This is a genomic window from Fulvimarina fulva (assembly GCF_039652615.1).
Taxonomy (GTDB): Bacteria; Pseudomonadota; Alphaproteobacteria; order Rhizobiales; family Rhizobiaceae; genus Fulvimarina.
This window is the reverse complement of record NZ_JBDJAC010000008.1, coordinates 100,422-126,043: the sequence shown is the minus strand read 5'-3', so window position 1 is coordinate 126,043 and position 25,622 is coordinate 100,422. Positions and strand designations below refer to the sequence as shown.

The 25,622-nt window shown below is 62.5% G+C and carries 19 protein-coding genes, 1 tRNA gene and 3 pseudogenes; 6 read left to right on the top strand and 17 right to left on the bottom strand.

The genetic code is table 11. From position 1 onward, the window contains the following. Nucleotides 1–11: 11 nt before the first annotated feature. The 8 genes and pseudogenes from ABDX79_RS12685 to ABDX79_RS12650 all read right to left on the bottom strand — a co-directional run bounded on the left by ABDX79_RS12685 (nt 12) and on the right by ABDX79_RS12650 (nt 6,898). Entirely contained in the window at nt 12–602 is a 591-nt protein-coding gene (locus tag ABDX79_RS12685; protein ID WP_346220661.1) for a DUF3833 family protein, read from the bottom strand. Then, a complete protein-coding gene (locus ABDX79_RS12680; protein WP_346220660.1) occupies nt 572–1,144 on the bottom strand; it encodes a GNAT family N-acetyltransferase in 573 nt (190 codons plus the stop codon). The genes ABDX79_RS12685 and ABDX79_RS12680 overlap by 31 nt, the downstream gene beginning before the upstream one ends. 135 nt (nt 1,145–1,279) lie before the next feature. Continuing rightward, entirely contained in the window at nt 1,280–1,549 is a 270-nt protein-coding gene (gene rpmA, locus ABDX79_RS12675) for a 50S ribosomal protein L27 (protein WP_346220659.1), read from the bottom strand. A 124-nt stretch (nt 1,550–1,673) separates the two neighbouring features. Further along, nucleotides 1,674–1,964: pseudogene (rplU, locus tag ABDX79_RS12670) on the bottom strand (50S ribosomal protein L21); the annotation flags it as partial. Between the two features lie 221 nt (nt 1,965–2,185). Beyond that, nucleotides 2,186–3,058 (bottom strand): carboxylating nicotinate-nucleotide diphosphorylase, encoded by an 873-nt coding sequence (nadC, locus tag ABDX79_RS12665; RefSeq protein ID WP_346220658.1) that lies wholly within the window; start codon nt 3,056–3,058, stop codon nt 2,186–2,188. 23 nt (nt 3,059–3,081) lie between these two features. Continuing rightward, nucleotides 3,082–4,698 carry an L-aspartate oxidase gene (locus ABDX79_RS12660; RefSeq protein WP_346220657.1) on the bottom strand — a complete coding sequence of 539 codons (1,617 nt, stop codon included), beginning with the start codon at nt 4,696–4,698 and terminating at the stop codon, nt 3,082–3,084. A gap of 73 nt (nt 4,699–4,771) precedes the next feature. Further along, entirely contained in the window at nt 4,772–5,773 is a 1,002-nt protein-coding gene (gene nadA / locus ABDX79_RS12655; protein WP_346220656.1) for a quinolinate synthase NadA, read from the bottom strand. Between the two features lie 177 nt (nt 5,774–5,950). Continuing rightward, nucleotides 5,951–6,898, bottom strand: a complete 948-nt coding sequence (locus ABDX79_RS12650; RefSeq protein WP_346220655.1) for an NUDIX hydrolase — start codon at nt 6,896–6,898, stop codon at nt 5,951–5,953. A 198-nt stretch (nt 6,899–7,096) separates the two neighbouring features. On the opposite strand from ABDX79_RS12650, the gene ABDX79_RS12645 reads away from it, so the two are divergent. Both ABDX79_RS12645 and ABDX79_RS12640 read left to right on the top strand, forming a co-directional pair. Next, the gene (locus tag ABDX79_RS12645; protein WP_346220654.1) at nt 7,097–7,633 is read left to right on the top strand and encodes a TadE/TadG family type IV pilus assembly protein; all 537 of its coding nucleotides are present in this window, start codon (nt 7,097–7,099) and stop codon (nt 7,631–7,633) included. Beyond that, on the top strand, nt 7,633–8,196 hold the full coding sequence (locus ABDX79_RS12640) for a TadE/TadG family type IV pilus assembly protein (protein WP_346220653.1): 564 nt from the start codon (nt 7,633–7,635) through the stop codon (nt 8,194–8,196). Before ABDX79_RS12645 ends, ABDX79_RS12640 begins: the two co-directional genes overlap by 1 nt. 21 nt (nt 8,197–8,217) lie before the next feature. Here ABDX79_RS12640 and ABDX79_RS12635 read toward each other — a convergent pair whose 3' ends face one another. Together ABDX79_RS12635 and ABDX79_RS12630 are read right to left on the bottom strand one after the other, a co-directional pair. After that, nucleotides 8,218–9,906 carry an ABC transporter permease gene (locus ABDX79_RS12635; RefSeq protein WP_346220652.1) on the bottom strand — a complete coding sequence of 563 codons (1,689 nt, stop codon included), beginning with the start codon at nt 9,904–9,906 and terminating at the stop codon, nt 8,218–8,220. A 97-nt stretch (nt 9,907–10,003) separates the two neighbouring features. Continuing rightward, nucleotides 10,004–11,047 carry a Fe(3+) ABC transporter substrate-binding protein gene (locus tag ABDX79_RS12630; protein WP_346220651.1) on the bottom strand — a complete coding sequence of 348 codons (1,044 nt, stop codon included), beginning with the start codon at nt 11,045–11,047 and terminating at the stop codon, nt 10,004–10,006. A 715-nt stretch (nt 11,048–11,762) separates the two neighbouring features. On the opposite strand from ABDX79_RS12630, the gene ABDX79_RS12625 reads away from it, so the two are divergent. Further along, a complete protein-coding gene (locus ABDX79_RS12625) occupies nt 11,763–12,416 on the top strand; it encodes a class I SAM-dependent DNA methyltransferase (RefSeq protein WP_346220650.1) in 654 nt (217 codons plus the stop codon). A 212-nt stretch (nt 12,417–12,628) separates the two neighbouring features. Here the strand turns inward: ABDX79_RS12625 and ABDX79_RS12620 are convergent, their stop codons facing one another. Beyond that, entirely contained in the window at nt 12,629–16,528 is a 3,900-nt protein-coding gene (locus ABDX79_RS12620) for a sensor histidine kinase (protein WP_346220649.1), read from the bottom strand. Nucleotides 16,529–16,827: 299 nt separating this feature from the next. Here ABDX79_RS12620 and ABDX79_RS12615 point away from each other — a divergent pair, with 299 nt between their 5' ends. The 3 genes and pseudogenes from ABDX79_RS12615 to ABDX79_RS19735 all read left to right on the top strand — a co-directional run. Beyond that, a complete protein-coding gene (locus tag ABDX79_RS12615; RefSeq protein ID WP_346220648.1) occupies nt 16,828–17,292 on the top strand; it encodes a phasin family protein in 465 nt (154 codons plus the stop codon). A gap of 451 nt (nt 17,293–17,743) precedes the next feature. Continuing rightward, a tRNA-Gln gene (locus ABDX79_RS12610) sits at nt 17,744–17,818 on the top strand. A 32-nt stretch (nt 17,819–17,850) separates the two neighbouring features. Next, nucleotides 17,851–18,084 (top strand): annotated as a pseudogene (locus ABDX79_RS19735) (DUF6538 domain-containing protein); the annotation flags it as partial. A gap of 67 nt (nt 18,085–18,151) precedes the next feature. Here ABDX79_RS19735 and ABDX79_RS12605 read toward each other — a convergent pair. From ABDX79_RS12605 to ABDX79_RS12580, 6 genes and pseudogenes are all read right to left on the bottom strand, one after another. Beyond that, a complete protein-coding gene (locus ABDX79_RS12605; protein ID WP_346220647.1) occupies nt 18,152–18,481 on the bottom strand; it encodes a helix-turn-helix domain-containing protein in 330 nt (109 codons plus the stop codon). Between the two features lie 245 nt (nt 18,482–18,726). Beyond that, a complete protein-coding gene (locus ABDX79_RS12600) occupies nt 18,727–20,958 on the bottom strand; it encodes a pyrroloquinoline quinone-dependent dehydrogenase (RefSeq protein WP_346220646.1) in 2,232 nt (743 codons plus the stop codon). A gap of 26 nt (nt 20,959–20,984) precedes the next feature. Then, complete coding sequence (locus ABDX79_RS12595; protein WP_346220645.1) at nt 20,985–21,464, bottom strand: hypothetical protein; 480 nt, start codon at nt 21,462–21,464, stop codon at nt 20,985–20,987. A gap of 196 nt (nt 21,465–21,660) precedes the next feature. Then, nucleotides 21,661–22,436 (bottom strand): annotated as a pseudogene (locus ABDX79_RS12590) (IS6 family transposase). Nucleotides 22,437–22,709: 273 nt separating this feature from the next. Next, on the bottom strand, nt 22,710–23,666 hold the full coding sequence (locus ABDX79_RS12585; protein ID WP_346220644.1) for a 3-hydroxyacyl-CoA dehydrogenase NAD-binding domain-containing protein: 957 nt from the start codon (nt 23,664–23,666) through the stop codon (nt 22,710–22,712). Then, nucleotides 23,663–25,576 carry a TRAP transporter permease gene (locus ABDX79_RS12580; RefSeq protein ID WP_346220643.1) on the bottom strand — a complete coding sequence of 638 codons (1,914 nt, stop codon included), beginning with the start codon at nt 25,574–25,576 and terminating at the stop codon, nt 23,663–23,665. Before ABDX79_RS12580 ends, ABDX79_RS12585 begins: the two co-directional genes overlap by 4 nt. Nucleotides 25,577–25,622 lie beyond the last annotated feature (46 nt).

The following is a 25,622-nucleotide window of genomic DNA, read 5'->3' as shown; positions in this document are numbered from 1 at the left end:
TGTCGGCGCGCTCAGCGACCCGGTTTATAAAAGGTGACGTTGGAACTTGCGAGCGGCAGATAGTATTTCGAGACCGTCACGTGGTTGGTCATCGTGCCGTTTTGCTGGCGATGCATGACGTGGTGGAAGTGGAAAAGGGTCTTCGAGCCGTTGGGCGCGTAGCCGTCATAGTCGAGGACGAGCACGTCCCGGTCGTAGCGGCCCGAGACCGGTCTTGACGCGGTCATCACCCCGTCTTCGATCTCGGTCGCCACGGTGCCGGAAATGGAGCCGTTACGATGGGCGAAGAGATCCCAGCGTTGTAGAGCCGTCCCGTCCGGGAAGGTGAACCGCTCGTCGAGCTTCAGGTCATGGTCGCGATAGGTGCCCTCGAACCGCGCCGTGAAGGCCTCGGTCGAGACGAATAGCGTGGTGATCGTTCCCTTGGACGAAGACGTCCCTTCGAAGAAGGCGAGCGGCACCTGCGTCCTCGTCTTCGAAGCAGCGCCTGCCCCCTGCCCCGAGAGGCAGGATGCCGCGATCAAAACCGCGACGCCCATCGATGCGAGGCGTTTGATGCCCTTCATATGCCTTACCGTCCCCACATGCGGATCGAGCGCCATGAGCTCTTGTCGAGCATATAGTGCTCGCTGGCGACCCGGCCCGCGGCGAGCGAATCGATCATACCCGGCCCGACGAAGGCGAACCCACATTTGCGCACGAGCTGGCGCGAAGCATCGTTGACGACCCGGCACGACACGTCGATCCGGTCGAGCTTCAGGATCTCGAAGCCGTGGTCGATCAGCTTCTGCACGGCCTCCGTCCCATATCCGACGCCCCAATAGTCCTGGCCCAGCCAGTAGCCGAGCTCCGCCCTTCCGTCTTTAGCGCGGTGCAGACCGCCGATCCCGATGAGATCACCCGTCTCGCGAAGGGTGATCGCAAAGATCGCGTTTTCCGGACGACTCGCAATGTCACGGAGGAAGTCTCTCGCATCCTCCATCTCATAGGGCCAGGGGACCCGGGAGAGCATCGAGACGACATCGTAATCCGACAGATGTCTTGCGATTGCCGGCGCATCGGACATGGCGGGCGCACGCAAAATGAGCCGCCGGGTTCTTAATTCTTCGTCGTCATCACCTGCGCATGTCAGTTCGTCTCGCATTTTGGCCTCCAGCAGAAACGAAATCAGGGGAGATGGCGGCCCATCTCCCCTTTCGATTTCTGTCGGAATTCGCCTGAAGCGGGCTTCCTCAAGAACGCCGGGTCGGTGGGACGCCGGCATTCATGAAAACACCGGTCATTCAGCGGCGGCGGCCGCCGGGAGAATGGAAATGTAGGTTCGTTTATTCGCCTTCTTCTGGAAGACAACCTTGCCGTCCGCCTTGGCGAACAGCGTATGGTCCTTACCGATTCCCACATTGACGCCCGGATGCCAGCGCGTGCCGCGCTGACGCACGAGGATGTTGCCGGCGATGACCAGCTCGTCGCCGAACTTCTTCACGCCAAGGCGCTTCGATTCCGAGTCGCGACCGTTGCGCGACGAACCGCCAGCTTTCTTATGTGCCATTTCGAACTCTCCTTGCCTCGCTTGCGAGGCCGATGGGCTCGTGTTCAGCCCAGACTATGCGTTTGATCATTTCACGCGACCCGTTTTCGGATCGCTTCGACGAAATTTCCGCTTATGCGCCCGCGATGTCGGCAACGCGAACCTTGGTCAGGTCCTGGCGATGGCCGCGGGTGCGCTTGGAATTCTGGCGACGGCGCTTCTTGAAGGAGATGACCTTCTTGCCGCGCGTCTGCTCGACGATTTCCAGGGTGACCTTGGCACCATCCACAAAGGGCGTTCCGATCTTGGAGCCGACCATGAGGACTTCGGCCAGTTCCACCTTGTCGCCGGCTTCGCCGGGAATGCGTTCGATGGTGAACTGATCGTCGGCGGTGACACGGTACTGCTTGCCGCCGGTTTTGATGACTGCGAACATTTTATCTCCGTTCGTCTGATCGGCTCTCAAACCTGATCCGCCCGAAGGCAGACCGGCCGGGCCGTCTTCTTGTTCAGTCGGTTGACGTTTTAGACACTAAAAGGCTGGATCACGCACATTGCGCCCCAGCCTTTCGTTCGGGGTGTGCTATAAGCGCGGCATGCCGACGCGTCAAGGCAGAAGCGCAGGCGAAGGGCCAGTGTCGCCTGAATAGTGGCCTTTTACCCGATCTCGTCCAGCCCCAGATCGACGATCGGGGCCGAATGGGTGAGCCAGCCGACCGAGATGAGATCGACGCCTGACGCCGAGACCGGGCCGACCGTCTCTCGGGTCATGCCGCCCGAAGCCTCCGTAATCGCGCGACCATCGACGATCCGCACCGCCTCGGCAAGCGTTTCGGGGCTCATATTGTCGAGGAGAACCGCGCCCGGCTTATGGGGCATGGCCTCTTGAAGCTGTTCGAGCGTATCGACCTCGATCTCGATCATCAGCATGTGGCCGGCATAGGCCTTCGCGCGCGTCATCGCCTCCGAGATAGACCCCGCGACTGCGATGTGATTGTCCTTGATGAGAATCGCATCGTCGAGGCCAAAGCGGTGATTGCCGCCGCCGCCGGCCTTCACGGCATGTTTTTCGAGAACGCGCAGACCCGGCGTCGTCTTGCGGGTGCAGACGATGTCGGCCGTGCCTTGCGCCTTGGCGACCGCGACGAGATCGGCGGTGGCGGTCGCGATGCCCGACAGATGGCAGAGAAGGTTGAGCGCGACACGCTCGGCCGTGAGGACCGAACGGGCCGGCCCTTCCATGCGCAGAACAGCATCGCCCGGCACGAAAGACGCCCCGTCCATCGCAACGATTTCAACGCTGACCGATGGATCGACCAGTTCGAAGGCAAGGCGCGCGGCATCGATGCCGGCGAGTGTGCCGGGCTGGCGCGCCGCGATCTGGCCACGCATCCGGGCGTCCGCCGGTATTACGGCCTCCGAGGTGACATCGCCGCGTCGGCCGAGATCCTCGTGAAGGGCTGCACGGACGATCGGCTCGATCAGGAGGCGCGAGGGACCGCTCAGATCGGCGATACGGGTCTTGGACATGCGGGTGGTCTCGTCTCAGCTGTTCAGCGGGAAAGCGCGGGCAGCGGCTCTGCTGGCCGGCGGGCTGCCGGAAGAGGCTCGGCGCCAATCGGCATCGTATCGAGCCTTGCCCGGCTGTGAACGGGCTCGTCTTCACGGAGAAAGTCGGTGCGAAAATGCCCGCCGCGGCTTTCCTCACGGGCCTTGGCAACGCGTGCGATCAGAAGGCCGATCTCCGCGACGGCAAAGCCGCGCGCCGCAAGCGGCGTCAATGCTTCGATCGCGCGGTCGAGGCCCTCCGCATCACGGCAAACGCCAACATCGCGGGCCATGATCGTGCGGACCTCGAAAAGCGCCTCGCTTGCGTCTTGCTCTTTCGGCGAGCGCAGGGTCGCCCCCGCAAGCGATAGCCGATGCGGCAGCGCCGTTCGCTTGGACCCGGCGATATCGGCCGCGATCCGCGCGCCGAACACCAGCGCTTCGGCAAGCGAATTGGAGGCAAGACGGTTCGCGCCATGAAGGCCCGTCGAGGCGCATTCGCCAGCCGCCCAGAGGCCGGGCACCGAGGAGCGCCCGAGGGCGTCCGTCTCGATCCCGCCCATGTGATAGTGGGCGGCGGGTGCAACCGGGATCGCCTGGGTCGCCGGATCGATCCCGTGGGCGCGGCAAAGCGCGGTGACGGTCGGAAAACGGGTCGCGATCGATGCACCGAGATGGGTGGCATCGAGCGTGACGGTTTCGCCCTTTGAACGCTCGGCGAAGATCGCGCGGGCAACCACGTCGCGCGGCGCAAGCTCGCGGCCCGGAACATCCGCCATGAAGCGTTCGCCCCGCGTGTTCAGAAGCACCGCCCCCTCCCCCCGCAGGGCTTCCGTCGCAAGCGGCAGAGGCGCGCCGGGGCTCGTCGCGATATCGATCGCCGTCGGATGGAACTGCACGAACTCCATGTCGCGCAGCACCGCGCCGGCCCGGCCTGCAAGCGCAAGTCCTGAGCCTGTGGCGCCGGAGGGGTTCGTCGTCTTTGCAAAGAGAGCGCCGAGACCGCCAGTCGCAAGCACCGTCGCTTTGGCCGCGATCGCGAAGGATTCGCCGCCGATCTCGCGGCAGAACGCGCCAGACACGTCCCCCCCATCATCCGTGAGAAGAGAGATTGCGACGACCCGCTCCAAGATCATGATGCGAGGATGGGATCGCGCGACCTTGACCAGCGTCTCCAGAACGGCATGGCCGGTGCCGTCGCCGCCCGCCTTCACGATGCGGCGTGCCGAGTGTGCAGCTTCCAGTCCAAGCGCAAGGTCGCCAGCTGCATTCCGATCGAAGGGCACGCCGAGGCGATCCAGCCAGAGCACCCCATCGCGGATCTCGGTCGCAACGAGGCGGGCGATTTCGGGATCGGTCAGACCTGCCCCGGCCATCATCGTATCGCGGGCATGGGCCTCCGGCCCGTCCTCGGCCGCGAAGGCCGCCGCGATCCCGCCCTGTGCCCAGTCGGTCGCAGCTTCGAGGCCGAGAGGCGCTGCGGTGACGAGCGTGACATCGCCGCTGTCTGCAAGCTTCAGCGCCGTGGTGAGACCGGCAACGCCCGCACCGATGACGAGGGCCGGCGTTTCGCGTCCCGGCGTCACGCCATCGAAGTGGTCTGGAATGTGATGAAATGTCATGTCGCTTGCCTCCTCGAGGCTGGACAAGGAAGGGATGGCGGCGCTGGAAGAGCGCCGCCGGAGAGCCGATGGCTCAGGTCCTGACTTCGAGCATCCGTTCGACGGCGCGTCGCGCCGGTGCCATCAGATGCTGCGGCACGATCACCTCGTGCTGCATGTTTTCAAGCGCCGAGCGGATGTTCTTGAGCGTGATCCGCTTCATGTGCGGGCAGAGATTGCACGGCTTGACGAACTCGGTCTCGGGATTGGCCGCCGCGACATTGTCGCTCATGGAGCACTCGGTGATCAGCGCGACCTTGGCCGGCTTCTTGTCCGCCACGAAGTCCGACATATTCGCCGTCGAGCCGGCATAATCGGCCTCGGCGACCACGTTCGGCGGGCATTCTGGATGGGCAAGGATCGTCACGCCCGGATATGCCTCGCGCATGTCGCGGATATCCTGCGGCGTGAACTGCTCGTGCACCTCGCAATGGCCGGCCCAGGTAAGGATCTCGACTTCCGGAATGTCGCGCTGGACGTTCTGGGCGAGATATTCGTCGGGCAGCATCAGGACGCGCGGAACGCCGAGCGACCGGATCACCGCATGGGCATTGCCGGACGTGCAGCAGATATCGGACGCCGCCTTCACCTCTGCGGAGGTGTTCACATAGGTGACGACCGGCACACCCGGATACTTCTGCCTCAGAAGCGCGATGTCCTCGGCCGTGATCGAATCGGCAAGCGAACACCCGGCGCGCATGTCCGGAATGAGGACGGTCTTGTCGGGATTGAGCAGCTTCGCCGTCTCGGCCATGAAGTGAACGCCGGCCATGACGATGACATCGGCATCCGTCGTCACCGCCTCGCGTGCGAGCGCAAGCGAATCGCCGACGATGTCGGACACCGTGTGGAAGATTTCCGGGGTCTGGTAGTTATGGGCGAGGATGACGGCATTCTTCTCGCGCTTCAGATCGAGGATCGCCTGCACGTCGTCTTCCATCGTCGCCCATTCAGGCCGAGGGACAAAGCGGCTCACCTTTTCGTAGAGCGCATCCGTCGTCCGGGCTTGCGGGCGTTCGAGAACGAGTTCGGTCATTGCGGGTCACCTCCATCCGCGACCGGACAGAAGCCTTTGGACGCGGGTTATCGTTCGACCCGTTCCGGGCCGGCTTATGCTACATATGAGCATAAGTGCCACAATGCAAGTCGAAAGCCATAAACCGCGCACAACGCGCCGCTGCCGTCATCGAGTGACCCTGCCGATAAAGCGGTGTCAGACATCCCTGGCGGGGCGTTCCATCGTGATTTCAGGACGATAGCGGAACAGCTTGGCCGGTCGCCCGCCGGTCTGGGTCGACAGCCGGCCCGTCTCCTCGATCAGGCCCTGGCTTTCCATCAGGCGCCGGAAATTGGACTTGTGCAGGCGAATGCCGGAAAGTGCCTCGGCGATGCGCTGAAGATCGAACAGGGTGAACTCGTCCGCCATGAGCTCGAAGAGCACCGGCCGATACTTGATCTTCGCCCGCAACCGGCCGATCGCCGTCGCCAGCATGCGCCGGTGGTCGAGGGCGAGCGGCGTGCCGGTCTCGGCGCATTCTCGGATCTCGCGTCCGCGATCACGTCCTGCCTCGGCGACGAGACCGGCCTCGTAGAGCAGTTCGTAACGCTCCAGCACGCGCTCCTCGTTCCAGCGGTCGCCGTCTGCCCCGAATGCGGACGCGATCCGGGCAAGGCGGCTGCGCTTGAGTGCGGGATCGGCGCTATCAGCCCACCTCCAGAGGTCCCTGCGAAGAAAGACAACCGAATCAGGTGCCCCTTCGCGCCAGTCCTCATAAGGAAAATGGGCGTAGAGATCGGCCCAGCCGGCAGCGGGTCGCTCTTCGGCCGCGCCCCGCACCAGCGCCAGATAGGCGATCGACACGAAGCGCCGTGTTCCGGGCCGGCTCTTGTCGCCGAAGGTATAGAGCTGCTCGACGAAGCCGAGCGGCTGGCCGGTCTGGCGCTCCACCCAACTTCTGACACCGCTCTCCAGCGTTCGGTGCTCGGCTTCGAGAGGGCCCGAGGGCAAAGCAGGCGTTCCATCCTCGCCGGAATTTGCGAGAAGCACACGCGGCCCCGCATCGTCGAAGGCGATGACGACTGCATTGAGCCCGACACCGACGGTCTGCCCCTGATGAGGCTGAAGCTCCGACGCTTCGTCCGCTCGTTCAGCCGTGCTCATCGGTGTCGGATCGCCTGTGCTGCTGTTTTCACTCCGCTGTCTGCAGATAGCAATGATGGAGCCCACAAAGAAGCCCGCCAAAGCCTCGGCTTTTACCCTTCGCTAAGGATGAAGCCAGGATGCAGGCAGTCCGAACTCCCGATTTACCGCTCGTTGAGGCCCGATGGCCATAAAAGGGACGATTCCACGGAGAGGTCGATGCAAGAGACCGCTGCTCATTCGAAGAACGCGCGCACGATCGGCAGCCTGTTCAAACGGTTTCGCCGCGACCGCGAAGGCGTCGTCGCGATCGAATTCATCCTGTGCGCGTTCCCGTTCTTTTTTCTGATTTTTGCTATCCTTGAGACTGCGATCGTCTTCGCATCCGGTATCGTCCTTGAAAACGGAGTGAAGGACGTCGCTCGTCAGGTCCTTACAGGCCAGTTGCAGACCCTTGGCAACGATGCGCCGGGCGAGGAAGATTTCCGGAAGCTCGTTTGCGACGAGGTCTCCTACTTTCTCGCCTGCGACAAACTTGAGATCGATCTTCAGACCTTCGACACGTTTTCGGACATCGATCTCACCTACGACCCCGACAATTTCGGATATTCACTCGGCGGCAGCGATCAGATCAGCGTGCTTCGGGTATATTACAAACGGGAATGGCTGACCTCCATCCTTCACGGAATTTCGGAGGATGACGACGGCAAGATCATCATTTCCTCGGTCTCAGCATTCAGAAACGAGCCCTTCTGATGGCCAGCATGATCCTTTCCCGCTTCCGCTTCTGCCTTTCCCGTTACCGGCGCGACAACGATGGCGTTGCCGCCGTCGAGTTTGCCCTGCTCCTGCCGATCCTCGCCGTGCTCTATCTCGGCATGTTCGAAGGGGCGAAGATCTACGAAGGCGCCGACAAGACGAACACGGCGGCCGAAAGCCTCGGCGATCTCGTCTCACGTACGCGAACGGTCTCTTCGGACGAACTGAACAAGATCTTCGCGATCTCGAAAGCGATCATGTATCCGCTCGACGAAAGCAAATTCACGGCGACGATTTCAGGCATCGAGATCGACGACAACGGCAAGGGAAAGGTCGTCTGGTCGAAGAAGAACAGCGGTACGGGGCTGGCGAAGGGTTCGTCCTACACGCTGCCGCAAGGACTGAAAGACAATCCGAGCAAGTTTCTCGTCATTGTCGAAACCCAGTACACCCACGAGTCTCCGCTGCTGCATAGCGTGATCGCATCGAGCCTCGAGATCGACCATAAGTTCGCCGTCGTACCGCGACTTTCCCCGGATATTCCCTGCTCGGATTGTTGAGAAAGCGCTCCTTGCGGCAGATCAGGATGCCTGCTTCAGAATCGTGCGCGTCAGCACGATGACCGGCAGGATTCCGGTGAGCACGATAAGAAGGGCTGCGATCGCGGCATCCTCGAAGGCCGATCGCGATGCACTCGCATAGACGAAGGTCGCAAGCGTCTCGAAGTCGAAGGGACGAAGCAGGATCGTCGCGGACAGCTCCTTCACCGAGTCCACGAAGACCAGCATGAAGCCGGTGAGAAGCGCCGGCGTCATCAATGGCAGGAGCACCTGTCGCAAAGTGTTGCCGGGCCCGTGACCGAGGGTGCGCGCGGCATGATCGAGATGGGGCGAGATCTTCGCGAATCCCGACTCCATCGCGCCATAGCCCATCGCCATGAACCGGACGAAACAGGCATAGACGATCGCCGCGCCGGAGCCGGAGAGCAAAAGACCGGTCGAAATGCCGAAATTTGCCCTCAGATAGGCATCGAGGGCGTTGTCGAAGGCCGCAAGTGGGATCAGGACACCGATCGCAAGCACCGTTCCGGGAACGGCGTAGCCGAGGGACCCGAGACGCACGAGAGCCAGGAGGCGGCGCGAGCGCGTCAGCCGGACCCCGTAGGCCATCATGAAGGCGGCCGCGACGGTGATGAGACCGGCAGACCCTGCGACCATCACGGTGTTCTTGAGAGCTGACCAGAGCGCGGGTTCGGCGAACTGATCGAGGCGGCGAGAGGCGTAGTCACCCAGAATATAAGCCGGGATACCGAAGCCGAAGGCGATCGGCAGGGCGCAGACGAGGAAGGCGGGAACGCATGCCCAGCGGCCAAGGGCCAGACGGCCGACCACGGCATCGTCTCCGCGCGCAAGGCTGTAGCGCTGGTCCCGACGTGCCGCCCGCTCCAGAACGACGAGCCCGACGATGACGACGAGCATTGCGAGCGCCAGCTGCGCCGCGCCCGCGAGGTCGCCCCGGTTGAGCCAGGTGGAATAGACCGAGAAGGTGAGTGTCCTGACACCGAGAAATTCGACGCCGCCGATATCGTTGACCGTCTCCATCAGGGCGAGCGCCACACCGACGGCTATCGCCGGGCGTGCCATCGGCAGGAGCACCTTGAGGAAGGCCCCGACAGGCCCGGCGCCGAGCGTGCGCGCGACGTCGGCAGCCTTTCGCCCCTGCATCAGGAAGACGAGCCGCACCGTGAGGAAGACATAAGGGTAGAGAACGCTCGACAGGATGAGCACGGCACCCCAGAGCGAGCGGATGTCCGGAAACCAGTAGTCGCGGCTAGACGTGAACCCGAAAATGTCGCGGATCGCGGTCTGCACGGGTCCGGCGAAATGGAAGAATTCGGTGATGCAATACGCGGCGATGTAGGTCGGAACGGCAAGCGGCAGGACGAGCGCCCAGCAGAAGAAGCCGCGGCCGGGAAAGTCGAAGCTCGTCGTCAACCACGCGGTAACGACGCCGACGGTTCCCGTGACGAGGGCCACGCCGATCATCAGGAGGATCGTGACACGCGTCGCCTCCGGCAGAACGGTCGAGAGGAGATGGGCCCAGCTGTCGCTAGCACCGGAGGAGATGGCGATCACCACCAGGGCAAGGACCGGCAGCACGGTGAGCAGCGCGACGATGCCCGCCGCGACAAGCCAGCGCGTTCCCGTTCCGCGCCTGAGGCGACGGCGGATTTTCAGATCCGGTTTCAGAAACGAGGCGATAGCGGACATCGATCAGCGGCGAGGCGATTGGACGAAAAGTCCGGACATGGAAAATGCCCCGCCCGGATATCCGAGCGAGGCACGATGAAACGAAAACCGGGCGCTATCAGCTCTGCGGACCGGAATCATAGGCCACTTCGTCGACGATGCGCGAGGCCTCGTCGCGATGGGAGGCGATGTCCGACAGCGAGATATCGTCCTTCTTGAACTCGCCGAAGCCCTGAACGAGATCCGACGTCTGGATACCCGGCTCGAGCGGATATTCATAATTTGCGTCGGCGTAGATCTTCTGGGCCTCGTCGGAGGAAAGGAAGTTCATCAGGCGAACGGCATTTTCGCGGTTCGGCGCGTTCTTGGCGAGCGCGACACCCGAAATATTGGCGTGGGTGAGGCCGTTGTCGAAGGTCGGCATGATAACCTTGATGGCATCGGCCCATTCCTTCTGCTCGGGCTCTTCCTCGTTCGTCATCATCTTGCCGACATAATAGGTGTTGCCGAGCGCGATATCGCATTCGCCGGCAAAGATCGCCTTCGCCTGGTCGCGGTCGCCGCCCTCGGGCCTGCGAGCGAGATTGTCACGCAGGCCGGTCACCCATTCGCGCGCAGCGTCCTCGCCGTAATGTTCGATATAGGCTGCGATCAGCGCGACATTGTACTGATGCTGACCGGACCTTGTGCACAGCCGGCCCTTCCACTCGTCGGAGGCCAGATCCTTGTAGGAAAGCGCATCGGTATCGACGCGTTCCTTGGAGGCGTAGACGACACGGCCACGGGCGGTCAGGCCGAACCACTGGTGATCGGCGTCCTGGAATTCGGCAGGAATGTTCTCATTGATCTCTTCACCCGTTACCGACTGGGTGACGCCGGCCTGCTTGGCGGCATCGAGACGGCCGATATCGACAGTCATGATGAGGTCAGCGGGAGAATTCGCCCCTTCGGCGGAAATGCGCTGTTCCAGCCCCTTGTCGATGAAGATCGTCGCCGTCGTCAGGCCCGTTTCCTTGGTGAAGGCGTCGAGTACGGGCTGGATCAACTCGGGCTGGCGGGACGTGTAGATATTGACGTCGGCCGCCGAAGCGGCGCTCGGAACAACGGCGGCAAAGCCGGCTGCGGCCAGGGTGGCGGCGCCGATGGATGCGGTCAATCTCATGGTGTCGTCGAACTCCTCGCGGTCAAAGTGCGATTGGTTGCTGGTTGGCCGGAAGGCCTCCCGTGCAGGCTCATACCCGGCACCATGAGACCATTCCTGATCGAGGATGTGCCTGATGAGAGCGCAGCTTGCAAGCATCTGGCATAGAAAAATCTAATAAAAACAAAGGTTTAGAACAGTTCTAAACTTGAACGATTCTAAGAATCTCAGCAAATTTGCAGTGAAAAGAGGACGATAGCTCACGACACCGCTCGACCGTCTTGAGCCGCGACCAGTGAAAGTCGCCTCACGACCTCGCGAGTTGGCCGGAAGAACAGACGAAACAGACCACAGAGTTCTCTGAACAGTCGTTCGAAACCGATCAGGTCATGACGATCACGTTCGTTATGGCAGGGGCTGCGACGCCGGATCGACGGCATTCAGCGAAGGAAATGAGGCAATCTGGAATCGAATAACATCCATATTCGACAATCTGAGTCGTCTGAGTCTGGAGTAAATTCTGATATTTAAGACGTTGGCCCCAAATCGAGAGCCTCGAGGCGATTTTTAAATGAAGCCGCCAGAAAGGAATCTGTTGGAACGACAATATCGCCCAGATTTTTAAGGCATTCCATTCGGATAAACAAAAGATAATATATTTTCAAGCCTCTCAATTTATTTTTGGGATGCTATCACGTTGCAGACCCCAGATGATCACATTCCAGGAGACTGCATTTTGGATCAACGCGTCGAAAGCATTAAGACATCGCACAATCTCGACGGTGATACTGAGGCTCTACGCGAATATTATGCGGGTTGGGCGAGCGACTACGACAAGGACGTTGCGACTGAACGGTATGGCGGTCCGGGTGTTATCGCCGATGTCGCGACCACCGTCGCGCGCGGCTATCTGAAGCGTCCGCTGAAGGAAATCCGTGTCCTCGATGCGGGCTGCGGCACCGGCCTTGCCGGCATCGAACTGAAGAAGCGGGGCTTCGTGGACGTCGACGGCTTCGACCTTTCGGCGGAAATGACGGAAATCGCCGACAACACCGGCGCCTACGACAAGCTTGTCGCCGACGTCGATCTCAATGTGGATCATGAAAATCCCTTGAAGCAACGCTATGACCTCATGGTCTGCTGCGGCGTTCTCACGCTCGGGCATGTGGAGCCGGAAGCGCTGCTGCGGCTCGCAGACTATCTCAACGAGGGCGGCGTGATGGTGGTCTCGACACGCAACAGCTACCTCAAGGGCTGCGATTATCGCGGAACCGCAGATCGTTTCGTGAAGAGCGGCAAGCTCGAAAGCCTCGGCTGCCTGCCGGATGCGGACTATATCGAGGAGGAAGGCGCCCACTATTGGATTTACCGCAAGCCAGCGAGCGACTGATATCGAGAGGCCTTTGAAAGCACCGCTTTCGAAGGCCCGCTGGCAGCTCGAGCCGGGTTTGAGCAGTTCGTCGGGCGGGAATTGGCCAACGGGTCAATTCAATTATCCGGCGGTATTAAACCATGAGACACGATTTCGGAATCGGCTCTCATGCTCCAGTCTTTTGTTTTCGCATCGGACCGAAAACCGGGATCACTTTTCGGTCCAATGCTTCACCCGGTCACCACACGATCCGGCGCAAAGCGTAGCTCCACCATGGTCCCGTGTTGCGGCGCGGACTCCACCGAAATCTCCGCCCCGTTCGCCCCCGCCATGGCAAAGGCAAGCGGCAAGCCGAGCCCTGTTCCCAGCCGATCGGGACCCGCATCCGATTTCACCCGTCCGTAAGGCTGTTTGGCGATCTCCAGCTCGGCATCGGTCATTCCGACACCATTATCGCGGCATCGCAGCGTGACACTGCCATCCTCGCGATACTGGCTCGACACGATGATCTGGCCACCGCCCGGCGTCGAATTGATCGCATTCTGGATGAGATTGGTCACGATCTGACGAAGCGAACGCTCGTCGGCGATGACCGGCGGCACGGACGGAGGCAGATTGGAACGCAGAACCACGCGCGCACCGCCGGCGACGGGCTGCATCATGGAGACGACCTCGCCCGCCACCTGGTTGAGCGCAACGGTCCTGAAGCTCAGTTGCAGCCGGCCGGCCTCCGCCTTCGACAGTTCCAGAAGATCGTTTACGAGATCGAGGACATGGCGGCTCGATCGCTTGATGTCGGCGATATAGTCGAGATAGCGCGGATTGCCGATCGGCCCGAACGCCTCGCTCTCGATGGCGTCGGCAAAGCCGAGCACCGCCGTCATCGGCGTGCGGATTTCGTGACTGACCGCGGCGAGGAACTGTGTCTTGCGCAGGGACTCTTCCTCGGCGCGAAGGCGGGCGGCTTCGGCATCGGAATCGGTCGGACGGGGCTCTTCTTCACCCACGGCGACATCGCCGATCTCCCGCATGGCAACGCACCAGCCGCCGTGCTCCATCGGCACGGCAACGGCCGCGAGGACCCGTTTTTCACCATCCTTCATGCATATCGTCAGATCGCCATCGCCGCCGACGCGCTCATCCTGCAAATCGGGCGTGGTCTCGCAAATAAGATCGCCGGCCCGCGCCCGGCTCTCGCCATCGAAGAGCTCACTGAAGGTCATTCCGATCAGTAACGCGGCGCGATCCTCGCCCCCTCGCCTTTCGTCTCCAGCTCTATCGGCGGCGTCGGTTCCGGCAAACAAGCCGTTGGCGCGGTCATTGGCAGCCTCGACCCTGCCCTCCTGATCGAGAAGCAGAACCGCCTCTCCCTTGGTCTCGATGCCTTCCATCAGCGCGGCGAGCCGTGATTCAGGATCATCTGCGTCGGGCGTCTGGATCGGAGCCATTTCGCCGGCTGTCGCCTCTGGAACCGTTCCGAGATCGGTGACGGTAAGGCGCGGGGACGCAAAGAAGGAAATCACCAGGAAGGACTTGCCGCCCATGGCGATTCGCTGCATGCGCGCCCTGACTTCGATCGTCTTGTCGTTCGCGCGGCGAAGCCGAACGAACTCGCCCCGCGTGCTCTCTTCGAAGAGATGATCGAGCCCGCCGGCAGCAGCCAGGGATGCGGCGTCCCGGTATCCGGTCAGGTCCGCGAATTCCTCGTTGGTGAAGACCGTGTCGTCGCCGCTCTGGACGAGAATCGGCACCGGCAACCGGCTGTAATAGGCCTGCAGATCGGCGACCACCGTCGTGCCCGGCCGACCTGCCTCGGCATCCATATCGTGATCGTCCGAAGCAGCATGCTCCTGCGGGTCCGGCTTGACGTCCCCAACCGACGGGAGCGCTCCCCCGAAATGCGCAATCTTCTGCTTAGCGATCCGGATCGCCTCTTCCAGATCGGGATTGCGTTCACCGCTCGAAAGGGCGACCCCGATCGTACGGAACGCGGCAGCCTCCTCATCGCTGAGAAGCGCCTCGTTGCGTGCCCGCCGCTCGGCAAGCTGCACGACCTGATCGTCGACACCTTCGAGACTGCGCCCCGGTTCAGGCCGCATTTCTTCGCTTGACGGGTCATCGTGATCATCGCGATCATCGACGCCGAAGTCGATCTCCTCGACCGGCCGGTTGCGCATGGCCTGCGCGACGATGTCGTGCATCGTCGTGCCGGTCGCAAGCTTCAGGCCCCAGGCTGCCGGATCATCCTCGGCATCGGCGGGCCGGGCAACACCAAATCCGCGAAAACCGTCGAAGCTGCGGTCCCGCGAATAGACCGGCAGGGCAGCCAGATCGATCGGCACGCGCTTGTCGCTCGCCTCGACAGGCCAGAAGACGGTCCGGTCCGACCAGGTTTCGCGCCGATCGATAAGTGGGGCGATTTCCTCGCGCGGGTCGAGATCGAGGGCTTCGCTGAGATCCGCGAAGGAGATGCCGATCACATCCGCCGCACGCGGCCCGACGACCGCCGCGAATTCCTGCGAAAGGGCATGAAAGCGGCCATCCTGGTCGAGACGCCAGACGAACCGGGTGGGATCGGTGGTGAAATCGGGATCAAATTCGGCCTCCACCGCTTCCGTGTCGTCCGGTTCAGCGGATGGTTGCGCTGCCCCACCCGCCGCTGCCCGATCTTCAGAGGCATCCGGCGCTGATAGGTCAGAGGGCGCATTATCGCCTGCGAGTGAGACTTCCTCATTGCCCGAAGCGCTGACACTGGATTGCGATCCGGCGTTTTCGGCCAAGGCCGCAGGCGCTACCGCACCCGCCATGGACCAGTTCGATCGAAGCGGAACGCGCCGCTGCGCGGTGTGACGCTCTGCGCCATCATCGCTCGTCGTTCCGTCGAGATCTTCGGCATCCGTCCCATCGGAGATCGCCGCATGATCGGTTTCATGCGCCGGGTCCTGCTCGCGCATCTCGGCTTCGCCGGCTGCGTCTTCCCGCTCCTTCTGAGCGAAGTGATAGGCTGCCGCTGCGCCGATCCCGCCCGCAATGACGGTCAGAACGGACGACGCCGGAGCGGAATAGGTGTCGGAGTGAGTGTCGGTCGAGATAACGCCATCGCGCGGCAGACCCTCTTCGGCATCGGCTTCACCGCTTTCGGGATCGCCAGATCGCGCGGACGGATCGCGGATCGCAGAAGCGCTCTCCTCCGACACAGCACTGCCGGTAACTGCGGGAGACGTGCCTTCGCCATTATCGCCTTCAGAGGACGGCGGGGACTCCTCCGGCATTTCGTTGTCCAACGGATGGGGAATACCGTCGGGGCGATGCTTGTGCCCCTCGCCCCCGGAGCCCGCCAGCCGTTCAAGAACCGCTCCACCGAGAGCCGCACCGGCCGCGCTCAAAAGCGAACCGCTGACGGATTTGATGGTCTCGATCTCGCGAACGAAAGAGCCCTCGTCCGATCGAGCATGCTCGACTGCGGCCGGCGAACCGATATCCGCGGCGTCCGCCTCCTGATCGCTTGGTATTTCCGGGTCCAGATCGAACCGCAGAAGCCGTTCGTCGCCCAGATGCCAGACTGCGATGAGCCGGCGGCTGATTTTCGCAAGGCCGGCCGATCCCCCGTTCGACAGAAAGGCGAGATCGAAATCGGAACCGCTATCCTTCAGATCGTAAAGATCCTCCAGATGAACCTGATCCATCGCACCGAACCCGGCATCGAACCAGGATCGCTCCGAACTCCAGATCGCGATGGGCTGATCTCCGACTTCAGAAAGTGCGGCGAGGCCTTCGCCATCCCGCGCCGCCCCACCGCCAGGCGCCCCTGCCACGAGAATGCATCGACGGTTTTCCGGACCGATTGCGATCCGCTCCTGCGAAAGGACGCCAGCGCCACTGGGCACGCTGCCTGAGGCAGACGCACCATCATGCTGCAGCGCAGCAGAAATCTGCGTGCAAAGCTCGCCGCTTCCCACCATCTGTGGCCCCGGCGCGAGGCCGAAAACGCCCGCGGCCGCTTCGCTCGCCCATACGATTTGCGACAGATCGGCATTGGCAGCCAAAACCCAGGCGCCGGATCGGCGCGCGGTCCGCACGAACGGATGTGTCATCACCGCCAGGACGTCTGGCAGGGTTTCTCGGCTCAAGTTTCCGGCCGTCACGATCTCTTCGCCTCTGCTGATTCCATCATGCCGAGCTCGACTTTCGGTGCGTCTTAACGAAGGATTCATAATAGGCGCACCGAACAAAGGCCATGCCGAGCGAGGATTGGCCACCAAGTTCCGGGGATCAGGCTTAATGCGCGGGGTTTAAGAAAAGTGCGACCGTTCTATGTTGCAATGCACAAAAACCGCTGCTATAAGAATAGGCAGCCACGGTCGGTGCGGAACCTGAGCCCGGCTAACGATGTTGTATTGCAACAGACCCAGCAAATAGGAGACATTTCATGGCAGACGCCAAGAACAACGATCCGTTCGGCCTCGGTAACGCGCAGGCAATGATGGGCATGGATCCGTCCAAGATGACCGAAACCTTCCGCGCCATGACGCAGAAGTCCATGGAGCAGTCCAAGGAAGCCTATGGTCGCATGCGCAGCGCTGCCGACGAAGCTTCGAAGGCCCTCGAGTCGACGATGGAAAACGCTCATCAGGGCTCGCTCCAGCTTTCCAAGAAGGCTCTCGACGCCATGCGCGCCAATGCCGATCTCGGCTTCCAGCACCTCGACGCCATGATGGGCGCCAAGTCGTTCTCGGAAGTTATCGAAATGCAGACGACCTACCTGCGCCAGCAGGCCGAGCTGAACACGACCCAGGCCAAGGAAATCCAGTCGCTGACGCAGAGCGTCGCGCAGGAAATGATGAAGCCGGGCAAGGAAGCTTTCGAAAAGGCTTCGAAGCAGGCGTCCAAGTAAGTCTGCCAATAGGCAGATTGCTTTCTTCGGCAGGCCCAGTTCAACCAGCCCTTTTGGCCGCTTGGTTGTCTGAGCCGCTTCAGGAACCGCGATGAATCCCGGCCATATGCCGGGATTTTGCGTTTTAATCGACGGATGTCGTCGTCGCCTGTGACTATTGATCTCTCCGTCGGAAACTAAGCCCGAGCGGCGCAGACTCGCCGTTCAGTTCCAAGAGCGCGATGCGGACAACGTGATTCCTTGGTATTTTCTGACAAGCACTCGTTATTCGCCGACAAGCGCTCCCTCACCGCTTCAGATTTGCCTCGACCAATGTCGTCCAAAAACCTGCGACGGTTTCAATGCGGCATTCTCGCCGGTCAAACGGCAGCGGAGGCGATTTACAAGACCGCGCACCTTTTCTATAGAGGCCGCACAACCGCTTGAGCAGTGTCGAGCGGCTGGCAACTGTTGGGGCGTCGCCAAGTGGTAAGGCAGCGGCTTTTGGTGCCGCCATTCGCAGGTTCGAATCCTGCCGCCCCAGCCATCTTTTCCAAGCTATTGATTTTGCTGAAACCCATGTCTGGCTGGGGTGCTTCTGCGCCAAGTGAGACACTGGACTGCGACACACATGTGAGACACGGAGTGTCGATTATGGCCGTCGGATCAGGTCTCGAACGTCGCGGCGCCGTCTATTACTGGCGAAAGCGGCTTCCCGAGTTTCTCGCGCGGAGAATTGGGACGAATCATCTACGGCACAGTCTGGGAACAAAGGACCTCGCCGCCGCGCGCCATCTCGGGGCGGGCCTGAACGCGAAGGCTGCGGAACTGATGCTCGACGAACGTCCGGACGTGACGCAGCCGCAGTTGACTGCGGTTTTCATGGCAACGCTGAAAGCACACTCGGGATGGGCCCCTCGCGGACGATCTTGGCCAGTTCCGCTTTCTGCCGGGGACCAAGTCGCGAGGACGGACCGGCATAGAACCGGTTCGAAAGGCCCTTGAGCCTGTCTTTGTTATAGCGATGAACCCAATCGCGAAGGGTCTGACGGTCCATCCCGCACGTCTGCGCGGCCGAACGCCGACCCACGCCTTCCAGAATGAGCGCGATCGCCAGCATGCGCCGCGCCGCCTTCGCAGCCGAACTCTTCGCCGCAGCCGACCGAAGTGCCGCCGGCGAATGGTCCGATCGAGTGATCTCAACCACCATCAAAGCCTACTATGGTTCTATGGGAGTGGATCAGTTGCCCAGCATAAAGGGAATCCCTGCCGCGCCAGAAATCGTGGCCGCCGGTATGACTCGCCTTGGTTCCGAAGTTTTTCGAAGGGAGGCAAGCCGGACCGTCCCGAAGCGGCCGGCCGACCGGCCATCGCAGCCTTGGCGATACCCATCGACTTGGCGCGTCCCGCGCCGTCCATCCCGATAGTCGACATGCCATGTCCGACAAAGGCCGCTCACCCCTCCGGCAGCGCATAGGCGATGTAATAATCGCCCACCGGCGTCTCCATGAAGTGATGTCCGCCGGCCTGGATTACGAGGTACTCACGCCCGTCCTGTTCGTAAACGATGGGGTTCGCCTGGCCGCCGGCGGGCAGGACGTCGGTCCATAGGGTTTCGCCGGTCTTCTCGTCGATGGCGCGAATGAGGTTGTCAGTGGCGGCGGCGATGAAGATCAGGCCGCCCTTGGTGACGACCGAGCCGCCGTTGTTGGGTGTACCGATCGACAGGGGAATGAAGGATGGGATGCCCCACGGGCCGTTGCGGCGGGCGGTGCCTAGGGGGCGATCCCACAAGGTCTTGCCGGTCGCAAGGTCGATCGCCCGGATACCGCCCAGCGGCGGCTGCTTGCAGGGAATGCCGGTGAAGGGCGCGCGCCAGCCGGCATTGACGTCGATGGCATAGGGCGCGCCGGCCTGGGCATCGCCTTCGCCCTCGGCCTTCGAGCCGCCCTCGTCACCCGGCTGTTTTTCGTTGATCGGCTTGAGATTGCGCTCGTTGGCTTCCTCGCGGGGAATCAGGCGGTTGTGGTTCGGCACGTCGTTGTAGTTGGCGACGATGACGCCGTTCTCGATGTCGACGGCGACGCTCCCCCAGTCCGACCCGCCGTTATAACCGGGATATTCGATCCAGTGCTTGTCGGCCGTTGGATGGGTGTAGATACCGCCATAGGAGGCCTGCCGGAAGGCGATGCGGCAGAACAGCTGATCGAGCGGGGTGATACCCCACATGTCGGCTTCGGTCAGGGCATCCTTGCGCAGGGTGTGGTAGCCGGACGCCGGTTGGGTCTTGGCATAGGCGTCGCCTTCGACGCCGCCTTCCGGGGCCTTGATCTCCTCGATCGGGACGAGAGGTTCGCCAGTCGCGCGGTCGAGGATGTAGATGTCGCCCTGTTTGGAGGGGAGCAGGATCGCCGGCGTCGTGCCGTTGCCGTCCTTGGTGGGAAAGTCGATGAGCGTTGCCTGGCTGCCGAGATCGTAGTCCCAAACGTCGTAACGCACGGTCTGGAAGTGCCAGGCTGGCTTGCCGGTGGTGACGTCGATGGCGACGAGGGAGGTGGCCCACTCGTTCTCGGCGTCGGAGCGATTGCCGCCGTAGTAGTCGACGGAGGAATTGCCGAGCGGCAGATAGACGAGGCCGAGTTCTTCGTCGCCGGTGGCCTGTGTCCACATGTTCGGGGTGCCGCGGGTATAGGTCTCGCCTTCCGGCGGTGCGCCGGTCAGCTCCGAATTGCCAAGGTCCCAGGCCCAGGCGAGCTCGCCGGTGACGGCATCGTAGCCGCGGATGACGCCGGAGGGGGCGTCCTCGGCCTGGCCGTCCTTGACCTGGGCCCCCGTGACGGCGATTCCGCGCACGATCGCCGGCGGTGCGGTGACCGCGTACCAGCCGGGTACCTTCTCGCCGATACCCTGCCACATGTCGACCGAGCCGTTTTCGCCAAAGTCTTCGCAGGGCTTGCCGGTTTCAGCATCGACGGCAACCAGCCGTGCATCCAGCGTGCCTTCGATGATGCGGGCGGCGCAAGCCTGGTCGGTGGGGGCGTCGGGGATCTCGTAATAGGCGACGCCGCGGCAGGTGGCGCCATAGGGGATGGCGTCGGGCGAAACCTTCGGATCGTAACGCCAGCGCTCCTCGCCGGTCTTGGCATCGACGGAGGAGAGGATGTTCATCGCCGAGCAGATGTAGAGGGAGTCTCCGATCTTCAGCGGCGTTCCCTCGGGCGAATATTTGCCCTTGGTCTTCTCGGTCGGCATGTCGCCTGTGCGGTAGGTCCAGACCTTCTTTAGTCCGGCGACATTGTCCGGGGTGATCTGGTCAAGCGGCGAGAAGCGGGTGGCGTTCGGGCCGCCGCCCCAGAACGGCCAGTCGGAGCCGATCTGCGGCTGTCTCGCCGGCGCACGGGCAGCGACAGTGGAGGAGGGCTCAGTGCCGGAGGCGCCTTGCGTGTTTTCGTTCTCGGCTTCGGCAGGTCCTGCCCGTCCCTCTTCGGTCGCGGATGCCGCAGGAGCGGTGGCGTCGCTAGACTGTGCCGCGCCCGGTAAGGGCCGGATGATGGTGCCATCCTCTGCCGGCGCCTGCTCGCTCGGGGCTGGCGTTTCCTGGGCGAAGGCGCCTTGAGGGACAGCGGCGAGAAAGAGGGTTGCGGCAAGGGTGGTGGCCGCACCGAAGCGATCGAAGCGTCTCGTCATGTTGATCTCCTGCGGGTCGGGCGGGTTCAGCGGGCGGTCGGGATGATGGTCTCACCATGCCGGCGAGGCGAAGTGTCGGTTCGGCTGAGACGGTCGGTTTCGTGCGCGGGATGGCGGAAGCCGGATGCACCGGGTCCGGAGCGGCCACGCACGCCGCGTCTGAGAACCGGGATTGCGGCGAGGACGAGCACGAGAATGACCGTTGGCGCGACCAGTCGCGGCACCTGCGCCCACCAGTCGAAGCCCTTTTCCCAGAAAGCCCAGACAAGCGTGCCGACCCAGGTGGCGACATACACCCAGACGGCCGACATCGAGGTTTTGACGAGGAACCAGGCCGTCAGCAGCAGGCCTATCCCGGCAAACAGATAGTACCAGGAGCCGCCGAGCCAGATGAGATAAGCTCCGCCGCCGAAGATGGGCAGCCCGAACAGGACGAGCACGATGGCAAGGACCACGACGGCCCAATAGCCCCAGCTGCGGCCTTTGCTGCTTTCGGTATCGGTCATTCAACCCTCGCTCGCTCTGGTCGCCGTTGATATGCTTTACTTACCACCAGCTAGCACCGAGCATCGGCATCGCAACCCGATCCATCACATAATCGCGAGGTTCATCTGTTGGGTGTCTACCGAAATCGCTGTGGCTCGAAGGGGCCGGATCGAGTTCCGTCGCAACTCTTGGCTTGGGTCGTGAGTATTCGTCTTCTCAAGATTTTAAGGTTTCGTTAGCTTTTTGAAGCCCGAAGATATGCGCGATGAGATCGGTTTTTCGGTCGATCGTCCATTCGCCGGCGAAGCCGAGGCCCTTCTTCCGCCAGAGCATCGCTTCGAACCCTTTGATCTTTCGCCGGGCCGTGTTGAACGAGCGAATGCCGCCGATCTTTGGCATGGCCTTATTGACCCGACTATGAACGCTCTCGATACCTCGCTGGAGATGCTCGGTGACGTGATGGACCGGATTAGGCGGTAGCATCCGATCATCGACTGCGCATTGGATGGCAGTCGGGAACGGTCCTGCGCCATCGGTGCAGATCGTCGCCGGCGACAAGACCGGTTCATCCTTCAGCATCTCGGCAAAGAACCGCTGCGCCGCCTCGGCATCGCGCTTGGCTACCAGAAGGAACTCGACCGCGTTTCCGTGTTCATCGATGGCACGATACAGATATCGCGATTGACCATTGATCTTCACATAGGTCTCATCGATACGCCCACCTTAACAGAAAGAGACGCAACGCAGCTTCCGCAACCGGCGCAGCCTTTTCTCGATCAGCGGCGCATTGGCCAAAACCCAGCGATTGATCGCCGAATGATCGACCGCGAAGCCGCGTTCGGCGAATCCCTCTTGCAGATCAAGATAGCTCAGCGGGTAGCGCAGATTCCAGTTCACCACCTGCACAATCAGCCAGGCCTTGATCGGCCGACCCTTGAAGTCGTCTCCTTCGACTGCCGCTTCAGATTCTCGGCGAGCGTGTTCAAGATCACGGCAAGTCTCTCCAGCAGTGAGAGCGAGAAACTCGGTGATCATGGTGCCGAACCGTTAACCGCCAAAAGTTTGCGACAGGCCTCTTTCAGCGGGCGGACAATTTCAAATCTGGACCAGCCGTGCCGGCATCAGCTTCAAAGGCCGGTCCTTTGCCTTATACCGCCGGACGATTGAATTGACCCGTTGGGTCAATCCACGCCCGGCAAACGGCTCAAACGCCGCTCGGGCTGCCGACGGCCCATGAAACCGATGGTTTCAAAGGTCCGCCGGTATTACTTGCGCCGCACGCTTTTCACGAGGCCCACCAATTGGCTGTCGCGCTCGGCCGCGAGGGCCCGAACGCTTTCTCCATCCGCCTCGACGAGCGTTTCCACAACAAGCTTTTCACGAAGCGCCTTCGTTAAGGCCGGGGTGCCGAGATCGTCCCAGCGCCGCTGCTGGCTGTCGCCCAAATGGTCGAGATAAGCGGCAATCCCGCCCTCGCCGCCCCCCAGATGATAGGTCATGTGCGGACCGACTGCCGCCCACCGCAGACCCGGCCCGTTGCGGACGGCGGTGTCGATATCCGCAGCCGAGGCGACCCCTTCGGCGACGAGATGGACGGCCTCTCGATAAAGAGCAGCGCTGAGGCGGCCGGCAATATGACCCTGAATCTCCTTTTTCAGGCGAACAGGCGCCTTTCCCAAGTGTTCGTAGAAAGTCATGGCACGGTCGAGGACCGCCGGATCAGTCAGCGGACCGCCCGAAACCTCGACCAGCGGCAACAGATGGGGCGGGTTGAAAGGATGGGCGGCCAGACAGCGGGAAGGCTCACGGCAGGCCGTCTGGACGTCGCCGATCAACAGCGCCGAGGTCGAAGAGGCTAGGATCGTGTCCGGCTTGACGAAGCGCTCCACCTCCGCAAAGAGGGCGCGTTTCATCTCCAGCTTTTCCGGCGCGTTCTCCTGGACGAGCTGGACCTCGGAAAGCTCAGGTCCCGGCGCGGCGGCAAAGCGTAGATGATCGAGATCCGGTTCGCCCGCCGCCTCGCCGAGTTCCACGAGTGCCGGCCACATCGAACGGATGGCAGCCTCAAGCTTGGCGCTGGCGTCGGGCGCGGGATCGATTGCGAGAACATCGATCCCCTTCGCGAGGAACACCGTCGCCCAGCCCGCGCCGATCAGCCCCGTCCCGATCACCGCGACGCGTTCGATCGGCCGGCCCTGGATAGTCGGGGAACCCTCGCTCACGGGCGCACCTCACCCGTTTCCGATTGCGGCAGGGCGACGGCTGCGCTCGAGGTTCCCGCCATTGCCCGCGCTCTCTGACCACCTGCATAGAACGCCCCAGCCAGTACGCCCGCCGCAAGAATGGGCAAACCGATGACCGGCACAAGGGCAAGCGCAATCACGAATCCATAGATTACCAGGTCGACGAGCCGGTTGCCGAAGAGTGGCATGCGTCCGAGGAGGCAGGGAATGGCGATCACCAGAACCAGCCCCGTCATCAGCGCATCCACCACCGCCATCGTTCCACCGTGGCCGATCATGCCGGGATAGATCAGGAGCAGGAACGGCACGACATAGGTCATCGCGCCGAGCCGCACGGCCTCGCGGGCCGCCGGCAGCCAGTTGGTCTGGGCAATGCCGGCGGCGACGAAGACCGCGACACAGACCGGCGGCGTGATCACCGAGATCGTCGCGAAATAGAAGACGAACATATGCGCGGCGAGCGGCTCGATGCCGACCGTTGTGAGCGCTGGCGCCAGAACGGCGGCGACGAGCACATAGGCGGCCGTCGTCGGCAGACCCATGCCAATGATCAGGCAGACGATGCCGACGATGAGCGCGACGAGGAAAGTCGAATTGCCGGCGAGCATGACGATCAGCGAGGAAAGGGTCACACCGATGCCGGTCAGGTTGATCATCGCGACAAGGATCTGCGCCCCAGCGAGGAGAACGCCGATGATGACGAGGCCACGCCCGGCGTCGTCGAGGGAAGCCACGAGCTGGCGGCCGATCTCGCGCGGCGAACGGTGGCCGATGCTGACGACGAGATAGGCGATGAACAGGCCGGCAATGCCGTAGAAGGCGGCTGTCTGCACCGAGCGGCCGGCGAAGATGCCGTAGAACAGGCCGCCCAGCGCGGCGACGATCGGAAGGACACGCCGCCATTTGACGATCGCCGCCCAGGGCGGGATATCGGTCTCGTCGACGATCCGCATGTTGCGCCGGACCGAGACGACATGGACGGTCATGAAGACCGACAGGTAGAAGAACAGCGCCGGCAGGATCGCCGCGACCATGACGTCGAGATAGGAAACGCCGAGGATCTCGGCCATAACGAAGGCCGCCGCGCCCATGATCGGTGGCGCCAGCTGGCCGCCTGTGGAGGCGACCGCCTCGACGGCCGCGGCGAAGGGCGCCGGATAGTTCAACCGCTTCATCAAGGGAATGGTGAAATTGCCGGTGGTCGCCACATTGGCGACGGCGCTGCCGGACACCATGCCGAAGAGGCCCGACGCGATCGTTGCCATCTTGGCCGCCCCGCCCGGGCTCTTGCCGCCGAGCCGCATGGCGAGATCCATGAAGGTCTGGCCGCCGCCGGTGTTGAGCAGGAAGGCGCCGAAGAGGACGAAGGCCGCGATCACGGTCGCCGCGACGCTGACCAGGGATCCCCATATGCCGAGATCGCCGAGGAACAGGGTCTCGGTGACGAAATAGGCATCGAACTGACGATGACCGAGAACGCCGGGAATGTAGTGGCCGAGCAGCGCGTAGCCGAGGCCAGCGAAGACGAGCGCTGGAAAGATGAGGCCGACGACGCGGCGACCGACCTCGAGGACCACGACGACGAGGCCGATCGTCATGGCGAGATCGGTGGTCGTCGCCCATGGCAGGCTGTTCATGATCGTATCGTAGTTGCGAACGATGTAGCCGCAGGCGATCCACGTCACCACCGCCGCGCAAAGATCGAAGATCAGGCCCGGCAGACGAAACCGCGTGTTCGCGCCGAGCGGATAGAGCACCAGTCCGAGCGTGACGACGAGACCGAGAAAGACGGCGCGCTGCACGAGGCTCTCGAAGGGCCCGAAGGCCGATGTGTAGAGGACGAACAGTCCCGTCAGAACGGCGAGAATTCTCGCTGCCATATCACGCATCGCTCCGCCTCCCGGACCGGATTGAACCGCTTGTCACCAAAGATGC